General features: G+C 47.9%; 12 protein-coding genes and 1 pseudogene. 7 read left to right on the top strand and 6 right to left on the bottom strand.

All coding sequences use genetic code 11. The features are described from left to right. Positions 1-31: 31 nt before the first annotated feature. The 5 genes and pseudogenes from AC6I7T_RS33045 to AC6I7T_RS33025 form a co-directional block, all read right to left on the bottom strand. Positions 32-1,459: a PhoPQ-activated pathogenicity-related family protein gene (locus tag AC6I7T_RS33045; RefSeq protein ID WP_497794992.1), complete on the bottom strand. Its 1,428-nt coding sequence runs from the start codon at positions 1,457-1,459 to the stop codon at positions 32-34. 77 nt (positions 1,460-1,536) lie between these two features. After that, the gene (locus tag AC6I7T_RS33040) at positions 1,537-4,728 is read right to left on the bottom strand and encodes a TonB-dependent receptor (RefSeq protein WP_497794991.1); all 3,192 of its coding nucleotides are present in this window, start codon (positions 4,726-4,728) and stop codon (positions 1,537-1,539) included. Position 4,729: 1 nt separating this feature from the next. Continuing rightward, complete coding sequence (locus AC6I7T_RS33035) at positions 4,730-6,202, bottom strand: hypothetical protein (protein WP_497795564.1); 1,473 nt, start codon at positions 6,200-6,202, stop codon at positions 4,730-4,732. 267 nt (positions 6,203-6,469) lie between these two features. Further along, a pseudogene (locus AC6I7T_RS33030) lies at positions 6,470-6,589 on the bottom strand (zf-HC2 domain-containing protein); the annotation flags it as partial. Continuing rightward, a complete protein-coding gene (locus tag AC6I7T_RS33025) occupies positions 6,589-7,173 on the bottom strand; it encodes an RNA polymerase sigma factor (RefSeq protein ID WP_497794989.1) in 585 nt (194 codons plus the stop codon). The gene AC6I7T_RS33025 and the pseudogene AC6I7T_RS33030, both read right to left, overlap by 1 nt. A gap of 323 nt (positions 7,174-7,496) precedes the next feature. Here AC6I7T_RS33025 and AC6I7T_RS33020 point away from each other — a divergent pair, with 323 nt between their 5' ends. The 7 genes from AC6I7T_RS33020 (at position 7,497) to rfbD (ending at position 15,109) form a co-directional block, all read left to right on the top strand. Further along, positions 7,497-8,660 carry a glycoside hydrolase family 27 protein gene (locus AC6I7T_RS33020; protein WP_497794988.1) on the top strand — a complete coding sequence of 388 codons (1,164 nt, stop codon included), beginning with the start codon at positions 7,497-7,499 and terminating at the stop codon, positions 8,658-8,660. Between the two features lie 389 nt (positions 8,661-9,049). Next, complete coding sequence (locus tag AC6I7T_RS33015) at positions 9,050-10,051, top strand: hypothetical protein (protein WP_497794987.1); 1,002 nt, start codon at positions 9,050-9,052, stop codon at positions 10,049-10,051. A gap of 257 nt (positions 10,052-10,308) precedes the next feature. Beyond that, on the top strand, positions 10,309-11,046 hold the full coding sequence (locus AC6I7T_RS33010) for a mechanosensitive ion channel domain-containing protein (RefSeq protein ID WP_497794986.1): 738 nt from the start codon (positions 10,309-10,311) through the stop codon (positions 11,044-11,046). A gap of 638 nt (positions 11,047-11,684) precedes the next feature. Next, positions 11,685-12,764, top strand: coding sequence for a dTDP-glucose 4,6-dehydratase (gene rfbB / locus AC6I7T_RS33005; RefSeq protein ID WP_497794984.1), 1,080 nt, complete (start codon positions 11,685-11,687; stop codon positions 12,762-12,764). After that, positions 12,761-13,651, top strand: coding sequence for a glucose-1-phosphate thymidylyltransferase RfbA (rfbA, locus tag AC6I7T_RS33000; RefSeq protein WP_497794983.1), 891 nt, complete (start codon positions 12,761-12,763; stop codon positions 13,649-13,651). The genes rfbB and rfbA overlap by 4 nt, the downstream gene beginning before the upstream one ends. A 3-nt stretch (positions 13,652-13,654) precedes the next feature. Continuing rightward, the gene (gene rfbC / locus AC6I7T_RS32995; protein WP_497794981.1) at positions 13,655-14,203 is read left to right on the top strand and encodes a dTDP-4-dehydrorhamnose 3,5-epimerase; all 549 of its coding nucleotides are present in this window, start codon (positions 13,655-13,657) and stop codon (positions 14,201-14,203) included. Continuing rightward, positions 14,204-15,109: a dTDP-4-dehydrorhamnose reductase gene (gene rfbD / locus AC6I7T_RS32990; protein WP_497794980.1), complete on the top strand. Its 906-nt coding sequence runs from the start codon at positions 14,204-14,206 to the stop codon at positions 15,107-15,109. A gap of 107 nt (positions 15,110-15,216) precedes the next feature. Here the strand turns inward: rfbD and AC6I7T_RS32985 are convergent, their stop codons facing one another. Continuing rightward, the gene (locus tag AC6I7T_RS32985) at positions 15,217-17,565 is read right to left on the bottom strand and encodes a glycoside hydrolase family 3 N-terminal domain-containing protein (RefSeq protein WP_497795560.1); all 2,349 of its coding nucleotides are present in this window, start codon (positions 17,563-17,565) and stop codon (positions 15,217-15,219) included. Between the last annotated feature and the right edge of the window lie 38 nt (positions 17,566-17,603).

The raw sequence follows: 17,603 nt of genomic DNA, 5'->3' as shown, positions 1-17,603 counted from the left end.
GAGCCAAGTTCTTGGTATATGGCGGCAATTTTCAATAGCTGGCAGCCTCAGATTGCGTTTGCATAACGGATTTCCCCTTCTCCGGGAAAGCATATTTCTCGACATCGGGAAGAACGCGGACAGCGGTTGTAAACTTCAGCGGCTCTCCCCCTTCGCCCTTATAGGTTACTTCTACAAAGAAAGCTGTCCAACCCTTTGCAGGCGGCCGCACACGCGCGACATAAGAACCGGGCCTCTCCTCTTGAAGTGGGTGGCTATGATACGCCTGTCCGATAGCCTCTATTCGGAAATCGCGATGCTTCGGATTTGTAGCCTCCCATAACTTCACCTGAATCGGAGTGACATCGGTTTTGACTTCTATCGATCCATCTTCAGCAAATTTCCATTCAAGATTTGGTCTTTTTGTTCCATGCAATATGGACAGGTAAAAGGCGGCTATACTTTTGGACGCATCAGAACCTCGGAGTGAGTGATCTGCATTTGCCTCATAGAGAAGATGCTTTTCCCCTGGTAAATCGCGGAAATAGAACTGAGAGGAATCGGGGAGGAAAAATTGATCTCCGGCAGCATTAACCAGAAGCTTGGGCATCGTAAACCGATCTCGATAAGAATAAGGATCTTCTATGGTCATTAAGCTGTCAAAGCCTTTGCCATTTAAATCATCCATCAGACTTTCATCGAAGTAACTCTTCACCGCTGGAGCCCAAAATCCGTAACTACTATAGTGATGACGAAAGGATGGAACAACATGTAGTACATCGATCACCATGGGTGCAATCGCAACTACTCTTGAATCCACAGCTGCAGTCGTCCAAGTAGTCCAGCCGCGTTTTGACGCACCTGTAACGAAAAAGCTGTTGACCTGGTGACTTCCCGCCTCTTTGGTTGATGCAAATGACGTTATGGTATCCATTGCACGTACTGCCGCCTTGGTCATCGGCAACCGTAGAGGCCAAGAGGAATCCCCGGTGCTTAAGAACTTCCTCCAGGTATAGGCGATGATCTGGTCTTCTGTTCGGGGTCCAAATGAGTCACTCGCAAAGGTAAGCGGCTCGTTTGGGACGTTATACAATTCGGAAACTATGCTGTGGGTGTTGGTAGCAATTGCACTCAATGTCTCATCCGGCTTTGGGTGTTCCTCGCTCGTTGACCCTCCTCCGATGTACAACATCCCAGTGCTGTAAGAGACTGTTCTCGGAACATAGATGATCATCCAGTGTTTCCAAATGCTTTGATTCACCTCGTCCTGATTGCGCCATTGCTGCGACGTCATCCTAAGTAGATATGCCGTGTATTCCGGAGAACCGGTCTTATCAACCAGTTCATACCCATAGTGATTATCCGGCAGGTGAACATAGCGATCCAGTACCGTAGAAAAATCAGAAGAACCCGCTTCAGCAAATGCAAAGAGGGAGCTGATACACAAAACCCATAGGCACAGTAACCGGCGAACAACCATTTTCTTATATTTCTCCTGTTGGATTTCTTGTCATTACTAGACAGAAGATTGCAAGCTTTTCTCTTTTCTGCCTCTATCTAAAACACCAGCTTGATTGACAATTGCAGAATACGCGGATCACCAGCGCTGGTAATTCTGCCGAACCCGCCGGAATCTACTGTAGTTCCAGGACTTCCGAGAGGGGCATGATTGAATATATTGAAAGCATCGCAACGGAGATTCACGATATATCTCTCACGGATTGGAATGCCTTTACTGACTGCCATATCGATATTAATCTTTGTCGGACCGATGAGAGTATTACGGCCAGTATTTCCGAAGGTACCAACTGCGTTTGTCGTAAAGGAATCCGTACTGAACCATTCCATAATCCGTTGCTTTTTATTTCCTGAGGTATAACGAGGCTTTGCAATTTGATCTGCTTGATCATTGCCGATTCCAGTCATGGAATTGTCATCTCCAGAACTGATGTTAAGAGGAGAACCACTCTGCCACGTCCAGATGCCAGTTGCAAGCCATTGACCAAGGACTCTTTTTCTCCAACCGCTATTGGGAGCGGGCAATTGCCACCGACCATTAAAAACAAACCGATGTGGGACATTAAAATCAGAAACCCCACGATAGGCCCAAGGCTTCCACGGATTGACAATCGAGACCCCATCGAGGTCCGTCGCATATGAATTCCAGTCGATACTACGGGACCAGGTGTAATTCGCCCCAAAGCTAACTCCATGAAGCTGCTTTTGCTCCATAGAGACCTGCAGAGAATGATAACTTGAAGTGCCACCCGAGGTATCCATAATAACGGTTCCGAAATTCTGCAGGGGCCGGCGTGCTTGGATGTTGTCTTGCGATGCTCCAGGAGAATAGATCGGTGCATTGAGATCGGTATTGAAGCTCAGATGACTTCCTTGCGAGCCGACATAGGCCAACCGTGTATGAATTGCATTTGTAACTTCTCGTTCCAGGGTCAGATTCCAACTTGTCACTCGCGTCGGCTTCCAATCCTTTTGAAAGCTCACTGTATTCATCGGTAGCGAAAATGCTACATCGCGTGCCGGCTTGCTAGGCGCAAACGAGGATGGAAAGGGATTCGCCACACCGGCGTATTCATAGGGATTGGAAAATGTGGTGGCGTAGATCAGTTCCTGCTGGCTGAATGGTGCGCTGTCAACCATGTTGTTAAATGATTCCACGAAGGGAGGCTGATAGAACAATCCCGCTCCAGCGCGCAGAACTGTTTTCGGACTCAAGGCAAAGGAGATTCCCAACCTCGGATCAAACTGCCAAACACTCGACTCACTCCCACCGGAAGAACAACCTCTATCTCCGGCATAAAGCACACCCAAGGGGGCGTATACAAATCTTTTTGACTGTTTCCCGGGGCTCCAGCACAAAGTCCGCCCCTGCTGATCTGCATAAGGAACATATGGATCCCAGCGAACGCCGACATTGAAGCTCAATCGATTATTAAGACGAATGTTGTCCTGAACGAATCCTCCGCCAAGGTTACCTCGCCGGGTTGCATACTCGCCTCCACCTTGCTGGAAACCGGTGAGCATGCCAATCATTAAGTCTCCCAGAGAATTTCCGGTAAACGATGGGTAGAAATAAAAGCCTCCATTTTGTCCGTAATGGTTGCTTATATCTACATTCATTCTCAGATAGTCGCCTCCAAATGCGAACTCATTTTTCCCATAGTTCCAATGCACTACATCCGACATCTGAAAGTTGTAGCGATTGAACTCTCCGGGCTCTCTGGTATTGAAACTAAAATATCCGTTAACAACTACCTTAAGTCCCGGAGGATTGGAATGCGCAATATTTGATCCCAAATCTGCAGCACTAAAAGTAGCAGCACTGATGATATTTGCATCTGTCTGATTAAAACTAAAGATCAGATTATTCGTTAAGCTGGGAGTAGGAATCGATGTCAAGCTAGCTGAGGCCACCTGATTCATAAATTTCGCCCCATGGCTTGAGGCAAGGATATTGGTTCCCGCCATGATTGGGTCTTCTACATACCGGCTTTGAAAGTAACGAAAATACACCCGTTGCTTCTCATTAAAGTTATAGTCCAACCGTCCCATACCTTGATTCTCATGTTGTTTCTCAGCAGGCACGGTAAAGTACAATAATCCGCTTGGATCTGAAGCTGTCGGGATATATTTCAGAAGGTTCTTCGTGGTATCACTGAGATAGGAGGAGGGGATAATATTCCCAGGCAGTCTATAAGCAGCTTCACCAACATGACCTGGATAATACAAATAGGTTGGATCATTCCCTGCCAACCAGGAAGAGAAATCTCCTCGCCGTTGTGCTTCAGTCAAGACATAGGCACTTCCTGTGGTATTTGATGTACTGATGTATGTCCCCTGATACGACCCGAAATAAAAGAAACGGTTCCGAATGGCTGGTCCACCCAACGTTCCGCCGAATTGGTTCCTATCCAGGGTGTCTTTCGTTGTGCTGAAATAATTACGGGCATTTAGCGCTCCATTACGGATGTATTCGAAGGCGGTACCGTGATAATCATTCCCTCCAGATCGTGTAATGACATTCACCACAGCCCCAGTAGCCCGTCCATTTTCTGCGCTGAAATTATTCGTCTGCACACTGAATTCTTCCAGAGCGTCAGGGTTGGGAAACGGATTGCTCACATTTGTAAATGGATCACTATTAACACCGCCGTCCAGATAGTAGCTGACTCCATCTGCTCTTCCACCATTCGAAGAAATCGCCATTGCATTTGGATAGGTTCCTATCTGGTGTGAATCCCCCGTTCCACCAGCCCCCATACCGGGCGAGAGTTCAATCAGAGAAGCAGCATTTCTGCCGTTCAATGGAAGCTCGTTGATTTGCTCCCGTCCGACTGTATTTTGCAGGGTACCGGTGGTTTCGACAACGCTTGACTCTCCCGTCACATTAACTGTCGACGAGCTAGAACCAACCTTCAAAACAAAATCGATCCGGCTTCGATCTCCAGCATTCATTACAAGGCCGGTTTGAGTTTGCGATTGAAAACCGGCCTTCCGAATCTCCAGGTCGTAAACCGAAGGCTGCAGTCCCGGAAGTGCATACAGACCCCGATCGTTGGAACGGGTGATGCGCAATGTACCCGTATCACGACGAACAAGGTTTACTTCTGCACCAGAGACTGCAGCTCCGGTCTGATCGGTAATTAGACCAGACAACTCTGCCGCATCCTGAGCACGCATGGCGGGGGAAAGACACAGGAAAACAAGAACCAGCAAGATACGTTTCTTCATGTTAATCCTTTTCCGTTGTATGGCTTGAATTGTGTACGGAAGAATCACAGAGCGTTCTCAGCTCTGATTGAACTCGTATCCGAAGAGTGCTCGACTGTTTCAATAGTTGTTCAGCAGAAAGGTTCACCATTGCACTCTCGACATGGTCTTCGATAAAAGACCGTCGGAAAGCAAGCTGTAACTGGGGTAAATCTTCCTGGATTTGATTGGCCGCCACTCTCCAAGAGAAGCAGTCATGGCGATGAGCCTCAGTGGGAGAACTTATTCTCTGCTCTGCAAGCATCGCATCCAGTACTGGAGAGAGTAGGGCGAAGTAGTTTTTAGATTCTCTTTGAATAGCATTTACGTGATCAAAGACTATGCTATTCAAGCTTTCCTGTAGCTGTGGAGATAGGTGTTTCCATTTCTCTTCGGGGTATTCCCGCGAAAGCCTGTTGAGCGCAGCCACTTCGGCAAATAGCACTCTCTCTGTGTCGCTTATGGCAGCAATATGGTTATTTGCCTCTTCAACCCCTCCAGAGTATTTCCAAAGCTCCTTAACAAGAGGAGGTGTAGTCAAGTAGGAAGCGTGGGGTGCAGATGCCAGAAGAGATTTCGTCTGTTCTGAATTGAGCGTGTGTTCTGCTTCTGGTATTGCCATAGTGACATAAGGAATACACTTCGTGGCTTCTTCTATTGCGTCTCGTCGATGTTTGTCCTCCGTCCATAGTTCGACTTGAATCTGATTCTCTTTACGGTGGATTAAAGGAGCCTCTTGAGTATCAGCCCCTAGCCGATGAAGAGCTTCGCTGAGCTCAACCTCACTCTTTAGCAGTTGTAGCTCACTGGGCCTGCTGGGATATGCGGCATGAAGCGAAAACTGTGAAGAGAACAGAGTACCCGGAGTCGCAGGAATAGCACCTATCGACGCCAAGATCGCAGCAGGAACTTGATCCATCGGCAGTACGGCGTAACTCATCTCTTGCAAGCTGTATTCAATATTGCTTCCCGTACTTCCTTGAACACGGATTATTTCGCTGACAGGGTGCCAATCCTCTTGGCGAACAATGAGGTCCATCTCCTTAATCTGTCCCGGAAAGGCCTGTTCGTTTTTAGTAGATATCTGGAGCAACTGCTCTTTGGTATTAATGTTGACATGCTCGTTTCTCTGAGAGAGAGAAGCACGCCAGCTATTAAAACCTCGCGCGGAAAGAGGTTGCTCTACATCCAGATGATTAGTTTGATAGATCCTTTCAAGTTCTTGTCTAGAGCTGGCCGTAGCCCCCCATTGTGCATGTGTCTTCTTGGCCTTTGCTGCTCTCCATATTTCCCACTCAGATGTTTTTCCCTGAATATGGATCGCAATTCGTTGGTGCACCACCGGATTGGTGACAGAACTTAGTAAGCGGCTATCTGCCATCTCTGCTTGATGCAAAGCCTCCTTGGCAGAAACAGTTTCTCCACCGCGAAATAGTAGGCAACAGACGGCAACCATAATAGTTCCTACCATCACAGTTACAGCCAAAGCGCTCTGAATAGGTGTTGACCTGATCCCACCTAGACAATTTCTAAATTGATCAAGAATACCTTGATATCTGCTTTTGTGGTTGCATATCAGCTCTCGCCTCTGGGCAGCAAGCAATTGACCAAAGTTCCGAAACTCTTGAGGAGGATCCCCGAGACGGTTGAGCATCATTTCCCGATACTGTTGAAAACGCAAACCGCATAGCCGATATTCGTCCACTCGACTCTGACAGGAGAGGCAGTCTTCCAGATGAGAAGATATTCTGATCGCTTGCTCGTCTGAAAGCTCCTGGTCTAGATATTGGACAAGAGCCGTATCCGACGGGTGACGGAAATGGAACAACCGGAGTTCATACATCAGAATTGAAGTTCCTTTACTAGACGAGACATTGCACGACGAACGTTCTCAATAACCGAAGCACGACCGATACCGAGAATCTCGGCAATCTCCTGATATCGAAATCCTTCGGCCTTTAGGCTGAGGCACTCTCTTTGCCGGCTAGAAAGCTGAAGAATGGCATTATGGAGATGTTCGAAACGTTCTTTACTTAACAGCTCCTGCTCGGGGTTCGGAATCTTATGCCCCGTACTTGCTTCGGCCTTCGCTAAAACAGCTTCTTCAGAAAGAGAATTTACTGCCTTTGCTGTTCGTATACGGTCCAGAGCAAGGTTATGTGCAACTTTGAAGATCCACGCTTTCATATCCTCGATCCTCTTCTTCTCCATAAGGGCCAGATGCAGTCGAAGAAAAGCCTCCTGTGTCACGTCCTCGCTCTCTGCGGCACTTGTCAAAATCATCGCTACATGCCTGAATACTGAGGCTCGATGCTTTTCAAAGAGCGCAATCACATACTCTTCGACGCCATCTGCTCGGGCCCGAGCCTCCACATATTGCTCGGAATAATTTCCCGGAATTGCATCTACATGACTATCCGCGTCCATTGCACTCTTTCCCGCTGATATCTGTTCGGTATGAACTGAAGACGATTGAGAAGATCAAGAAAGGGACAAGTGCATTGTGAAAAGGTGATGACAAATTGACATAAATAGCAGACCTGTCAATTCCATCAAACAGCGACCCATCCCGCGAGGAAAACTCTAGAGAGACTATGTAAATTAACGATGAAAATGATCACAGACGCCATTGGAGTTGTCCCCATTTTTTCATTCATCATCGTCTCCGATCTATGCTCAAGTTTGATAACCCCAGAGACACGAAATTCTCCTGGCTAGAGATCGCCGGAAGAATATTGCAGAAGTATCTGATGCGGTGGCTCTGTTTTCTGCTCATCACGTCTTCATCCTCTTTAATTGCCGGAGAGCTCCAGCGAACCCCGTTAGCACCTACACCACCAATGGGCTGGAATAGCTGGAATCATTTTGGCTGCAATATTACTGAGACAGATATCCGGGCTCAGGTAGACGCGATGGCAAACAATGGAATGCGTGAAGCTGGTTTCCGCTACATTGTGATCGATGATTGCTGGCAGGGTGGCAGGAATGCTGAAGGTAAGCTATTTCCCAATAGCAAGTTTCCCGACATGAAGAAACTTGCCGATTATGTGCACTCAAAAGGACTGAAGTTTGGAATCTATTCCTCTCCCGGTCCCCAAACATGTGCAAAACAGGAAGGCAGCTATCAGCATGAAGAGATCGATGCCAAAACCTTTGCAGAATGGGGAGTCGACTTTCTTAAGTACGACTGGTGTAGCGCAAAAACCGTATATCCATACCCTCAACAGCCTGAGATCTTTAGACGAATGGGTTTAGCCTTAAGGGCCACCGGCCGCCCCATTGTCTATAGCCTTAGTAACTATGGTATGCACGAAATTTGGAAATGGGGACCTACAACCGGTGCTCAACTGTGGCGTACAACGGGAGATATTGCCCCGTATGTCGAAAGTATTTATGCCATCGGATTCGGGCAAGCAGGACTTGAACGATTTGCAGGACCCGAACATTGGAACGACCCGGACATGCTGGAGGTTGGGAACAGAGATCTCTCTTTTGAAGAAAATAAGTCGCACATGAGTCTTTGGTGCATGCTATCGGCACCTCTGATCGCAGGTAATGATTTGGCAAGAATGTCAGAAAAAACCCGTAGTGTTCTTACGAATCGCGAGGTCATCGCCATCGATCAAGATCCCTACGGTGTTCAAGGACATCGAATTCTTGCAGACGGCCCACTTGAAGTTTGGGCCAAACCTTTGACAGGGGGAAGCACTGCAGTTGCCTTCTTCAATAAAGGGGAATCGGAGCTCTCCGCTAATATTCTCCTGAGAGAACTGGGCCTTCTCGACAGTGTAGAAGTCCGTGATCTCTGGGAACACCGAGATCTTCCTTCCGCAGAGGATATGATTATAGCCAGAGTGCAGTCTCATGGTGTTGTTTTGCTGAAATTGCAACCGAATCTGCATTTCCTGCCCTGACCTATTTGTTCGCTCTAAAGCACCGGATTGAGTCTCCGGCTGCCAATAAGAATTGAGGCTGTTCAGCTCTGTGGTGCGATCAGAGCTGAGCTCTTCTTCCAAACAGAATATAATCAAAAATAGCTCAGTTTCGGACGACAGCAATAACGAAAGAGCACCATACCGATCTTGACACCTTCTTGGCTAAATGATCGGATCTTGAAACATTTTATTCTTACTGAATTGGCTCAAAGGGTGTGTTGAGAAGTAGAAATTTGCAGCAGACACATGGAAGAACCGGGCCTCACAGCGACAACAGTTGATATAGAAAATATTGACTCGCATCCCTGTCGAATGCCATCCGAGGTAAACGACATCCCAGTGTCTTGCTTCATGGGTAATGAAAGATTATGTCGGCAGAGAAAGAACTCAATTGCACCACAAAGACAAGTTGGATAGGTCGAACAAGCGTTATATGTGGAATCGCGGGAACTATCCTTGTAGGCCTTTTCATTGGTAATCAGTATTCGTTTTCCCAGCAACCGCAGAAACCCATCGATTTTGAGATTCGAAGTAAGGAAATTGTCAAACATCTTAATGCTGTCATACGCCTCTATCGGGCGACATCGGGACCGGTCCAGGCAGTTGGTGAACCAAACGATGTTGTTTACCGTAACCAGGCTGTAACCCTGACCTCACGAGCTACGGAACTCGCATTCCAGTCGGCAAAAGCTGAAGCTGACCTGATGACTGCTTACCAGAACCACAAGGGAAATGCTACTAATCCGGAAGCCCCCGCCGAGCAGCAAAAATTCCGCTCTCTCATAGAACGGAATGAACAGCGTCAGTCAGAACTCAAAGCTCAGATTCAAACGATAGAGAAGAAGCTTCTCTCCGCGCGACCAAAAGACGAAGCAGCACTCAAGGAACAACAAGAAGAGCTCAAAGCCACACTCGACCTAAACGTTGCCGCCAAAGATGCATTACAAAAAATCCTCGACATTTCTGACGCTCGAGGTTCCACAGGATTTGCCTCAGATATAGCAACTTTAAAGCGCTCAGTTCCACAGCTAGACAGCAAAACTGCTCCGATCACTGAACAAGTGTCTTCTCTCGATCAAGTTCGCTCTGCCGGTGTTACCAGTCAGACCATTGTGCTCTTCCAACTTCGCGGAACCCGCCACTCGCTCGACGACCTAATTCGTGATAACAATTCACTTCACCAACAGGCCCAAGATCTTCGCACTCCGATTACCAGTATTGTTCGGGGACTCATGCAGAGAGCCCGTCAGTTAGCACAACCTCTGCAATCGCCAGTTCGCCTCAGACCTCATCAACGCCGACTCCATCTCCAAGCCGGGACGCAGAGTCCCCGGGGATTAATGATAAAAAGACTGATGCAGAAAACATAAAGGCCATTACCACAGCATTCAAAGCTGTAAGCTCAGCCAGCATTCCCTTAGCACAAGAGATTATTGTTCTCGAACAGAATCAGGCAAATCTCACAGCATGGCGCGCCGCCGTCGATCGCGAATACAAGGGACTCCTAAAGGCACTCCTTCTGCGACTCCTGGCTATCGCTATTGCTCTCACCTTTATTTCCGGCATGGGCTTCCTCTGGACGCGAGCTACGAACAGATACATTCGCGACCCTCGGCGTCGCCGGCAATTGATTGTTCTGCGCAGAGCGGTCGTTGGAGTACTTTCTTCAATCGTTCTTGTTTTCGGCTTCATTACACAATTCAATTCACTAGCAACTTTTGCTGGATTCATTACGGCTGGTGTCGCTGTCGGTTTACAGACAATACTTTTATCAGTAGCTGCTTACTTTTTCATCATTGGACGATATGGCATCAAAATCGGAGACCGCATCACTATTGCAGGTGTCACCGGCGATGTCATCGAAGTCGGATTAGTACGCTTTTATCTGATGGAATTGGCCGGAACAGGAACCGATCTGAATCCTACAGGACGAGTGGCGGTATTCTCGAATGCCGTTCTATTTCAGGCTGGTTCGCCACTTTACAAGCAACTTCCCGGGACGGAGTATGCTTGGCATGAACTCACAGTTAAACTTTCCGAAACCGGCAATTTTAAGTTTGCTTCCGAGTCCATCATACAAATACTGGATTCTGTTTATGGCCAATATCGGGAACGAATCGAACAGCAACAAAAGAGCATCGAGCAGTGGATGCACACATCCATTCGGCTACCAAAGGTCGAATCCCGTCTACAGTTCGATAGCGGAGCACTCCAATTATGGGCTCGATTCCCTGTTCTAATTAAACAGGCGGCTGAAACGGATGAGCAGGTGACCCATGCTCTGATTCAGCTCTTTAGCGAAAACAAAGATGTGAAAGAAGCAGTTACGTCGATGCCACTCCTACGGCCCTCAGTAAAGGGCTAGGGGAAATGTCCTAGGCGCTACTTTGCATGCTCTCCACGGCCCATTTCGTATAGCTCTAAATTGCAGCGGAATGGGCTCGAGGTTTACAAACGGTATTTAGGAAACAGTATTTTCAAAGGGGAGCAATGCAATCCGATTCGTAGTCAAAACAATGTATTTCTGTCGCGGTCCCTGGAAAAATTACTCTTCTTTAATAAATAATCCCCCAAATATCAAAAGGAGGGAGCATTGTGAAACGTTTTCAGCAAGTCTGTCTGCCAGGCCCTTTTACAGTCCGATTTCTGCATTGAAATATTCACATCCTGGCCCTGAATCACACCACCTCCGAATAGCAGTTCCGACTCAACTTATTTGGAATCTGTATAATAGAAGCGAAAATTCAACCTGAGTGTCTCAATAAAACTCGAAAGTTTATCGCATGGAGCTGGGATCCGGAACAGGTTGTATAGAATTCGATAGAGTGATAATGTTCGTTTCCTTGAGGCCTCTAATCGCAGGTAAATTCCTGCTTACCCTTCTGGATTCGTTCTAGCTGGCTAGAAGCAGATAAGCTTTGGAAGCTTAAGCAGCTTAAGAATTTTCAAGCTGTTCACGCCTGCGTGGTAGGCCTAATGAATTAAATGGAGCAACTTGTAGGAATGCAAAACAAGATCATAGTAACCGGAGGAGCTGGATTCATTGGCTCCAACTTCGTCTTGAACTGGATGGCCAAACGCGATACGCAAGTTGTCACTGTAGATAAGCTTACCTATGCCGGAAATCGCGCAAATCTGGCAAGCCTCGAGGGCAACTCCCTTCATGTATTTGTCCGTACCGATATCTGCGATCCTTCAGCTATCGCTTCGTTACTTCGCGAAGTAGAGCCGAGGGCGGTGCTCCACTTCGCAGCTGAAAGTCACGTTGATCGATCAATTACCGGACCAGCGGCCTTCGTTGAGACAAATATCGTTGGCACCTTCAATCTTCTGGAACAAACAAGACTTTACTGGGCGGAACTCTCGCCTTCTGATCGTGAGAATTTTCGTTTTCTCCATGTTTCGACAGACGAAGTCTATGGATCACTGAAACCGGAAGATCCGGCTTTTTGCGAAACCACCCCATATGCGCCCAATAGCCCATATGCAGCTTCTAAGGCGGCTTCGGATCACTTGGTAAGAGCCTACTTTCATACCTATGGTATGAAAGTGTTGACAACCAACTGTTCCAACAACTATGGACCGTATCAGTTTCCTGAAAAGCTCATTCCTCTGATCATTCTGAATGCACTTGAAGGCAAACCGCTTCCTGTATACGGAGATGGACAAAATGTCCGTGATTGGCTGTATGTAGGAGATCACTGTGACGCCATCTGTACGGTGCTCGAGTCAGGGAGACCGGGCGAAACGTACAATGTTGGGGGCTCAAGTGAGCGCAAGAATATAGATGTGGTAACTACAGTCTGTGACATCCTTGATGAACTCCAGCCAGAGCTTTCCAGTGGTCCGCGTCGTAATCTAATTACCTTTGTTAAAGATCGACCGGGACATGACCGTCGTTATGCCATCGACGCGACAAAGCTCCGTACAGAACTGCATTGGCAGCCAAAAGAGAAGTTTGAAAGCGGAATCCGCAAAACGGTGGAATGGTATCTGAACAACCTCGCTTGGGTTGAAAATGTCCGCTCTGGAGCTTATCAGCAGTGGATTGAACAGAACTATGCGGAAAGGTTGGCCAAATGAAAGGGATCATCCTCGCAGGTGGCTCCGGCACCCGTCTCTATCCGGCAACAAATGTTATTTCTAAGCAGTTATTGCCAATTTATGACAAGCCGATGATTTATTATCCGTTGAGCACTCTTTTGCTCTCCGGAATTCGGGACATTCTAATAATCTCGACCCCTCAAGATACACCAAGATTCGCTCAACTATTAGGCGATGGCCATCAGTGGGGAGTAAATTTCCAATACGCTGTACAACCAAGCCCAGATGGACTAGCCCAAGCCTTTCGGATTGGGAAGGAGTTTATTGGTTCAGATTCATGTGCTCTCGTATTAGGCGACAACATCTTCTACGGACAGAATCTATCGCGTCGCCTTCAGCGAGCCGCATCCAAAGCATCCGGAGCTACGGTTTTTGCTTATCCGGTACAGGATCCAGAACGCTATGGGATCGTTGCGTTCGATGACAAAGGGCGGGCCATAAGTCTTGAAGAGAAACCGCAGAAGCCCAAGTCTCGATATGCTGTCACTGGACTCTATTACTACGACAACGATGTTATAGCTATAGCTGAGTCGCTCAAGCCTTCACCCCGCGGAGAGCTGGAAATCACAGATGTCAATCGATGCTATCTGCAGCGCGGAGCCTTGGAAGTCGAGCTTATGGGCCGCGGTATGGCTTGGCTAGATACCGGCACGCACGATTCTCTTATAGAAGCAGGGCTTTTCATTCAAACCATTGAACGACGTCAAGGTTTGAAAATCGCGTGTCCGGAAGAAATTGTGTATCGCTTGGGATATATCACTCGCGAGCACTTGGAGCAGCTTGCACAGCCAGTTTGCAAGAGTGGATATGGCCAATACTTGCTGACGCTCCTATCCGAACCACTATCTACAGAGAAAGACGTTTAGTTGATGATGAAGGTAATTCCTACTGAGCTAACAGAAGTGCTCATCATTGAGCCAACGCTCTATAAAGATGATCGCGGTGCATTTATGGAAACTTACAATGAGCGAGAGATGGAACAAATGGGCCTACCCACCCGCTGGTGCCAGGATAATTTTTCCATCTCTAAGAAAAATGTGGTTCGGGGGATTCATTATCAGATTACTCAACCTCAAGGAAAGCTCATTCGGGTCGTTCATGGAAAAGTTTTGGATGTTGCTGTCGACCTTAGAAAAAGCTCCTCTACTTTTGGCAAACATATCAGTGTAGAACTGTCGAAAGACAATGCCAGAATGTTATGGATTCCTGCTGGCTTTGGGCACGGCTTTGTTGCATTGACGGAAGAAGCGGGATTCACTTACAAAGTTACCGATTATTATTCGCCCAAAGGAGAACGAACAATTCTCTGGAGCGATCCTGATCTGGCAATTCAATGGCCGGTAACTCCAGAAGAAGCTATTGTTTCTCCCAAAGATACCGAAGGGAAACGGCTGCACGAAGCTGAGGTGTTTGCATAAATGGACTTTGGAAAGATCCTCATTCTCGGCAGTGGCGGACAGCTTGGCACCGAATTTCAGCGCTCCTTTGGGGATTGCCCCGATCTGGAGGCCTATGACCGCGATCGCGTTGACTTCACCAGCGAAGACTCGATTCGTCAGCTCGTTCGACAGGTGCAGCCTAAAATCATACTGAATGCGGCAGCATACACAGCTGTCAATCAGGCGGAAAAAGAGCCAGATCTGGCCATGGCCATCAACGGAACCGCTCCCCGGATCCTTGCAGAAGAAGCCAAGAAGCTGGATGCCCTATTTGTTCACTATTCAACAGACTATGTCTTCGACGGCTCGAAATCTGGACCCTGGGTTGAAACAGATGAACCAGCGCCTCTGAATGTCTATGGAAAGACTAAGCTTGCGGGAGAACGTGCGGTCGCAAACGAAGGGAATAAATATCTCATTTTTCGGACCAGCTGGGTCTTCAGTCCCCACGGTAACAACTTCTTGCTGACCATGCGGAAGCTCGCAGAAGAGCGAGATAGACTTACCGTTGTCAATGACCAGTATGGCGCGCCCACCTCGGCTGAGGCATTGGCCAAAGCAACACGATCCATCTTGGATAAAGTTTGTTCAGGAGACCTTGGCCCAGCTTCAACTTGGGCTGGTCTTTATCACATGACATGTTCTGGAACAACGACTTGGTATGGCTTTACAAAAGCCATACTGGAGTCCTACAAGAAAAGTACAGGCAAAACTCTGGCGGAGATAGAAGCTATCAGCTCAGAAAATTACACTGCAGGTCCTAGTCGCCCCAAGAACTCTATATTGAGCAATGCCAAACTTTTTCGCATGTTCGGGGTTCAACTTCCCACCTGGGAAGAAGCACTTTGCTCTGTAAATCAAGAACTAGAAAAGCGGAATAACTGAGAAAAGTTCATTCTATGCGCAAGTTCACAACGATCTAGAAAAGCTCCTCGGCTTCACAGTCCACAAAAAATGACTATGAAGCCAAGGAGGACGAGAGAGATCGATAATTAGTCTTTCAAATCAAAACTTGTAGTAACTGAAGCTGCCGAAGACCCTCCTACCCAAACGGTGTATTTCCCAGATTCCACTATCCACTTCCTATCCAAGCCCCAGATGGCCAATCTACTTTGAGGAACGTGTAAACTAACGGTTCTATTTTCACCCGATTTGAGATGGATACGCGTGAACGCCTTGAGTGACCTAACCGGAGTTTCGACACTACTAACATCTTGACGGAGATAGACCTGTGAGACTTCATCTCCCTCGTACTTCCCAGTATTCTTTACAACAAAGGTAACAAGAACATCCTCTTTTGTTCCGGCAGCAGGGGAGTTCACCCTCAGCCCGCTATACTCAAATGTCGTATAGCTCAAGCCAAAGCCAAAGGGGAAAAGCGGCTTCCCGTCATTATCGACATAAGACTTAAGCTTCGTCAGCTCCGAATCGTAAACCTTGGAAGGATCTGTATTGTAAAACACCGGCAACTGCCCGATACTCTTCGGAAATGTTACTGTTAGGCGGCCTGCGGGATTATTATCACCGAATAGCGTCTCGGCAATGGCACGGCCACCGAATTCTCCTGGATACCAAGCCTCAAGAATAGCTTTGACATGCTGACTGGCCCATCCAATTGTTAAAGGTCGGCCATTCTCTAACACCAGCACCACAGGCTTCCCTGTAGCGACTACAGCCTCTAGCAATTGCTCTTGATTTCCGGGTAAATCCAGGGAGGTTCTATCGAAAGCTTCTCCAGAGATGCCTTGCCATTCTCCCATTCCGAGAACGACGATATCTGCTGTCTTCGCTATACGTACCGCGCCATCGATATCCATGCCAGTATTGAAATCTAGTTGAGCATGTGGAACAACCTCCTTGATTCCGTCGAGAATACTAAGGTGGTTTCCATTTTTTTCGTTTTCATAGTCTCCATAGCGCGCCATGTTTGCATTCGGCCCGATCACCGCGATGTGCTGCACGGATTTTGAAAGTGGAAGAATTCCATCTTCGTTTTTCAGTAACGTCATGGATTCTCTTGCCGACTGCAGTGATACATCGAGGTGCTCTTGTGAACGATAAACTGTACGAACCAGAGAAGGATCGACTAGCGGGTGATCAAAAAGACCAAGCGCAAACTTCACACGCAATACACTGCTGACGGCTCGATCCAGATCTGCTTGTGGCAAACTTCCATTCCGGCTGCAATCGATAAGAGCCTTTTGAAAAACGTCGTGAGGAAAATCATAAAACTGCATATCCACTCCAGACCGAATAGCAAGGCAGGAAGCGGCTTCAGGCGATCCAGCCACCCGATGTAGCCCGTACAGACGACGAATGGCACCAAGATCGGAAAGTACTATCCCCTTAAATCCCCACTCCTTCCGCAAAATGCTTTTCAACAGATATGCGTTGGCAGTCATCGGAACCCCATCAATTTCGTGGTATGCCGCCATCGTGCCCATGGCGTGCCCTTCCAGGAATGCAGGCTCAAATGATTTCAACATGATACTCCGCAGTTCCCGCTCTCCAATATGTACAGGAGAGGTATTGGTCCCGCTCTCTGGAGAGCCATGAGCTGCAAAGTGCTTCGGTTCTGTAACTACGGTGTGGTCGGTATTCAGGCTATTTCCCTGGGCTCCGCGCACAAAGGAGAGCCCCATCTGGCCGCTCAGATAGGGGTCCTCGCCAAAGTTCTCCTCCACACGTCCCCATCGCGGCTCGCGTGCGAGATCCAGTACCGGAGCAAGGATAAAGTCGACGCCAGTGGCACGAGCTTCTGCGGCAATCGCCGCACCCGTCTTCTCTGCAAGTGAAAGATCCCAGGTAGCAGCCAAATTTAGAGGAGCAGGAAAAACTGTTCCGTTGTCGAAGCCATGCAATCCTTCTTCAATGAATAACGTGGGGATCCCCAGTCTGGAGTGTGACATTACCCAGCTTTGGATTGCATTCGACTGTTCTGGAGTGGGATTTAGATCGTGCACGGAACCGACACCCAGATTGCCCCACAATGTCTCAGCGGTGGAAGGTACAAATTTTGCGTCTTTCGCCGCATGAGTATCGTCCGTATTACGATCAACCAGGCTCGTGGCTCCACTATACATATCCAGCTGACGAACCTTTTCCTCCAAGGTCATACGCTTGAGCAGATCTTTGATCCGAAGCTCTATTGGAGCATTGGCACGCTTATATAGAGCAATGGGCTGAGAGTCTCTGTGGGGAACAACACGTTGCCCCAATACCGGCATTTCCCAATGAAGCACACCGCAAGACACAGCTAATATCGCTAATCTCGTTGCACAACCGCGAACTCCGATCAACTTAATCCGGCCCATCACAGAAGCAGAACAATCTTCCTTCATCACTTTCTTATATCCCCCAGGTCTCCGGATTGTGAGCC

This window comes from Humiphilus diazotrophicus (assembly GCF_059726315.1).
Note: the sequence above shows the minus strand (reverse complement) of the source record. Positions and strands in the feature narration are given on the sequence as shown.

Bases quoted from the DNA above. Each gene is read 5' to 3' on its own strand.
- AC6I7T_RS33045 (WP_497794992.1), bottom strand. From the start codon at position 1,459: ATGGTTGTTCGCCGGTTACTGTGCCTATGGGTTTTGTGTATCAGCTCC.
- AC6I7T_RS33040 (WP_497794991.1), bottom strand. From the start codon at position 4,728: ATGAAGAAACGTATCTTGCTGGTTCTTGTTTTCCTGTGTCTTTCCCCC.
- AC6I7T_RS33035 (WP_497795564.1), bottom strand. From the start codon at position 6,202: ATGGTTGCCGTCTGTTGCCTACTATTTCGCGGTGGAGAAACTGTTTCT.
- AC6I7T_RS33025 (WP_497794989.1), bottom strand. From the start codon at position 7,173: ATGGACGCGGATAGTCATGTAGATGCAATTCCGGGAAATTATTCCGAG.
- AC6I7T_RS33020 (WP_497794988.1), top strand. From the start codon at position 7,497: ATGCGGTGGCTCTGTTTTCTGCTCATCACGTCTTCATCCTCTTTAATT.
- AC6I7T_RS33015 (WP_497794987.1), top strand. From the start codon at position 9,050: ATGTCGGCAGAGAAAGAACTCAATTGCACCACAAAGACAAGTTGGATA.
- rfbB (WP_497794984.1), top strand. From the start codon at position 11,685: ATGCAAAACAAGATCATAGTAACCGGAGGAGCTGGATTCATTGGCTCC.
- rfbA (WP_497794983.1), top strand. From the start codon at position 12,761: ATGAAAGGGATCATCCTCGCAGGTGGCTCCGGCACCCGTCTCTATCCG.
- rfbC (WP_497794981.1), top strand. From the start codon at position 13,655: ATGATGAAGGTAATTCCTACTGAGCTAACAGAAGTGCTCATCATTGAG.
- rfbD (WP_497794980.1), top strand. From the start codon at position 14,204: ATGGACTTTGGAAAGATCCTCATTCTCGGCAGTGGCGGACAGCTTGGC.
- AC6I7T_RS32985 (WP_497795560.1), bottom strand. From the start codon at position 17,565: ATGAAGGAAGATTGTTCTGCTTCTGTGATGGGCCGGATTAAGTTGATC.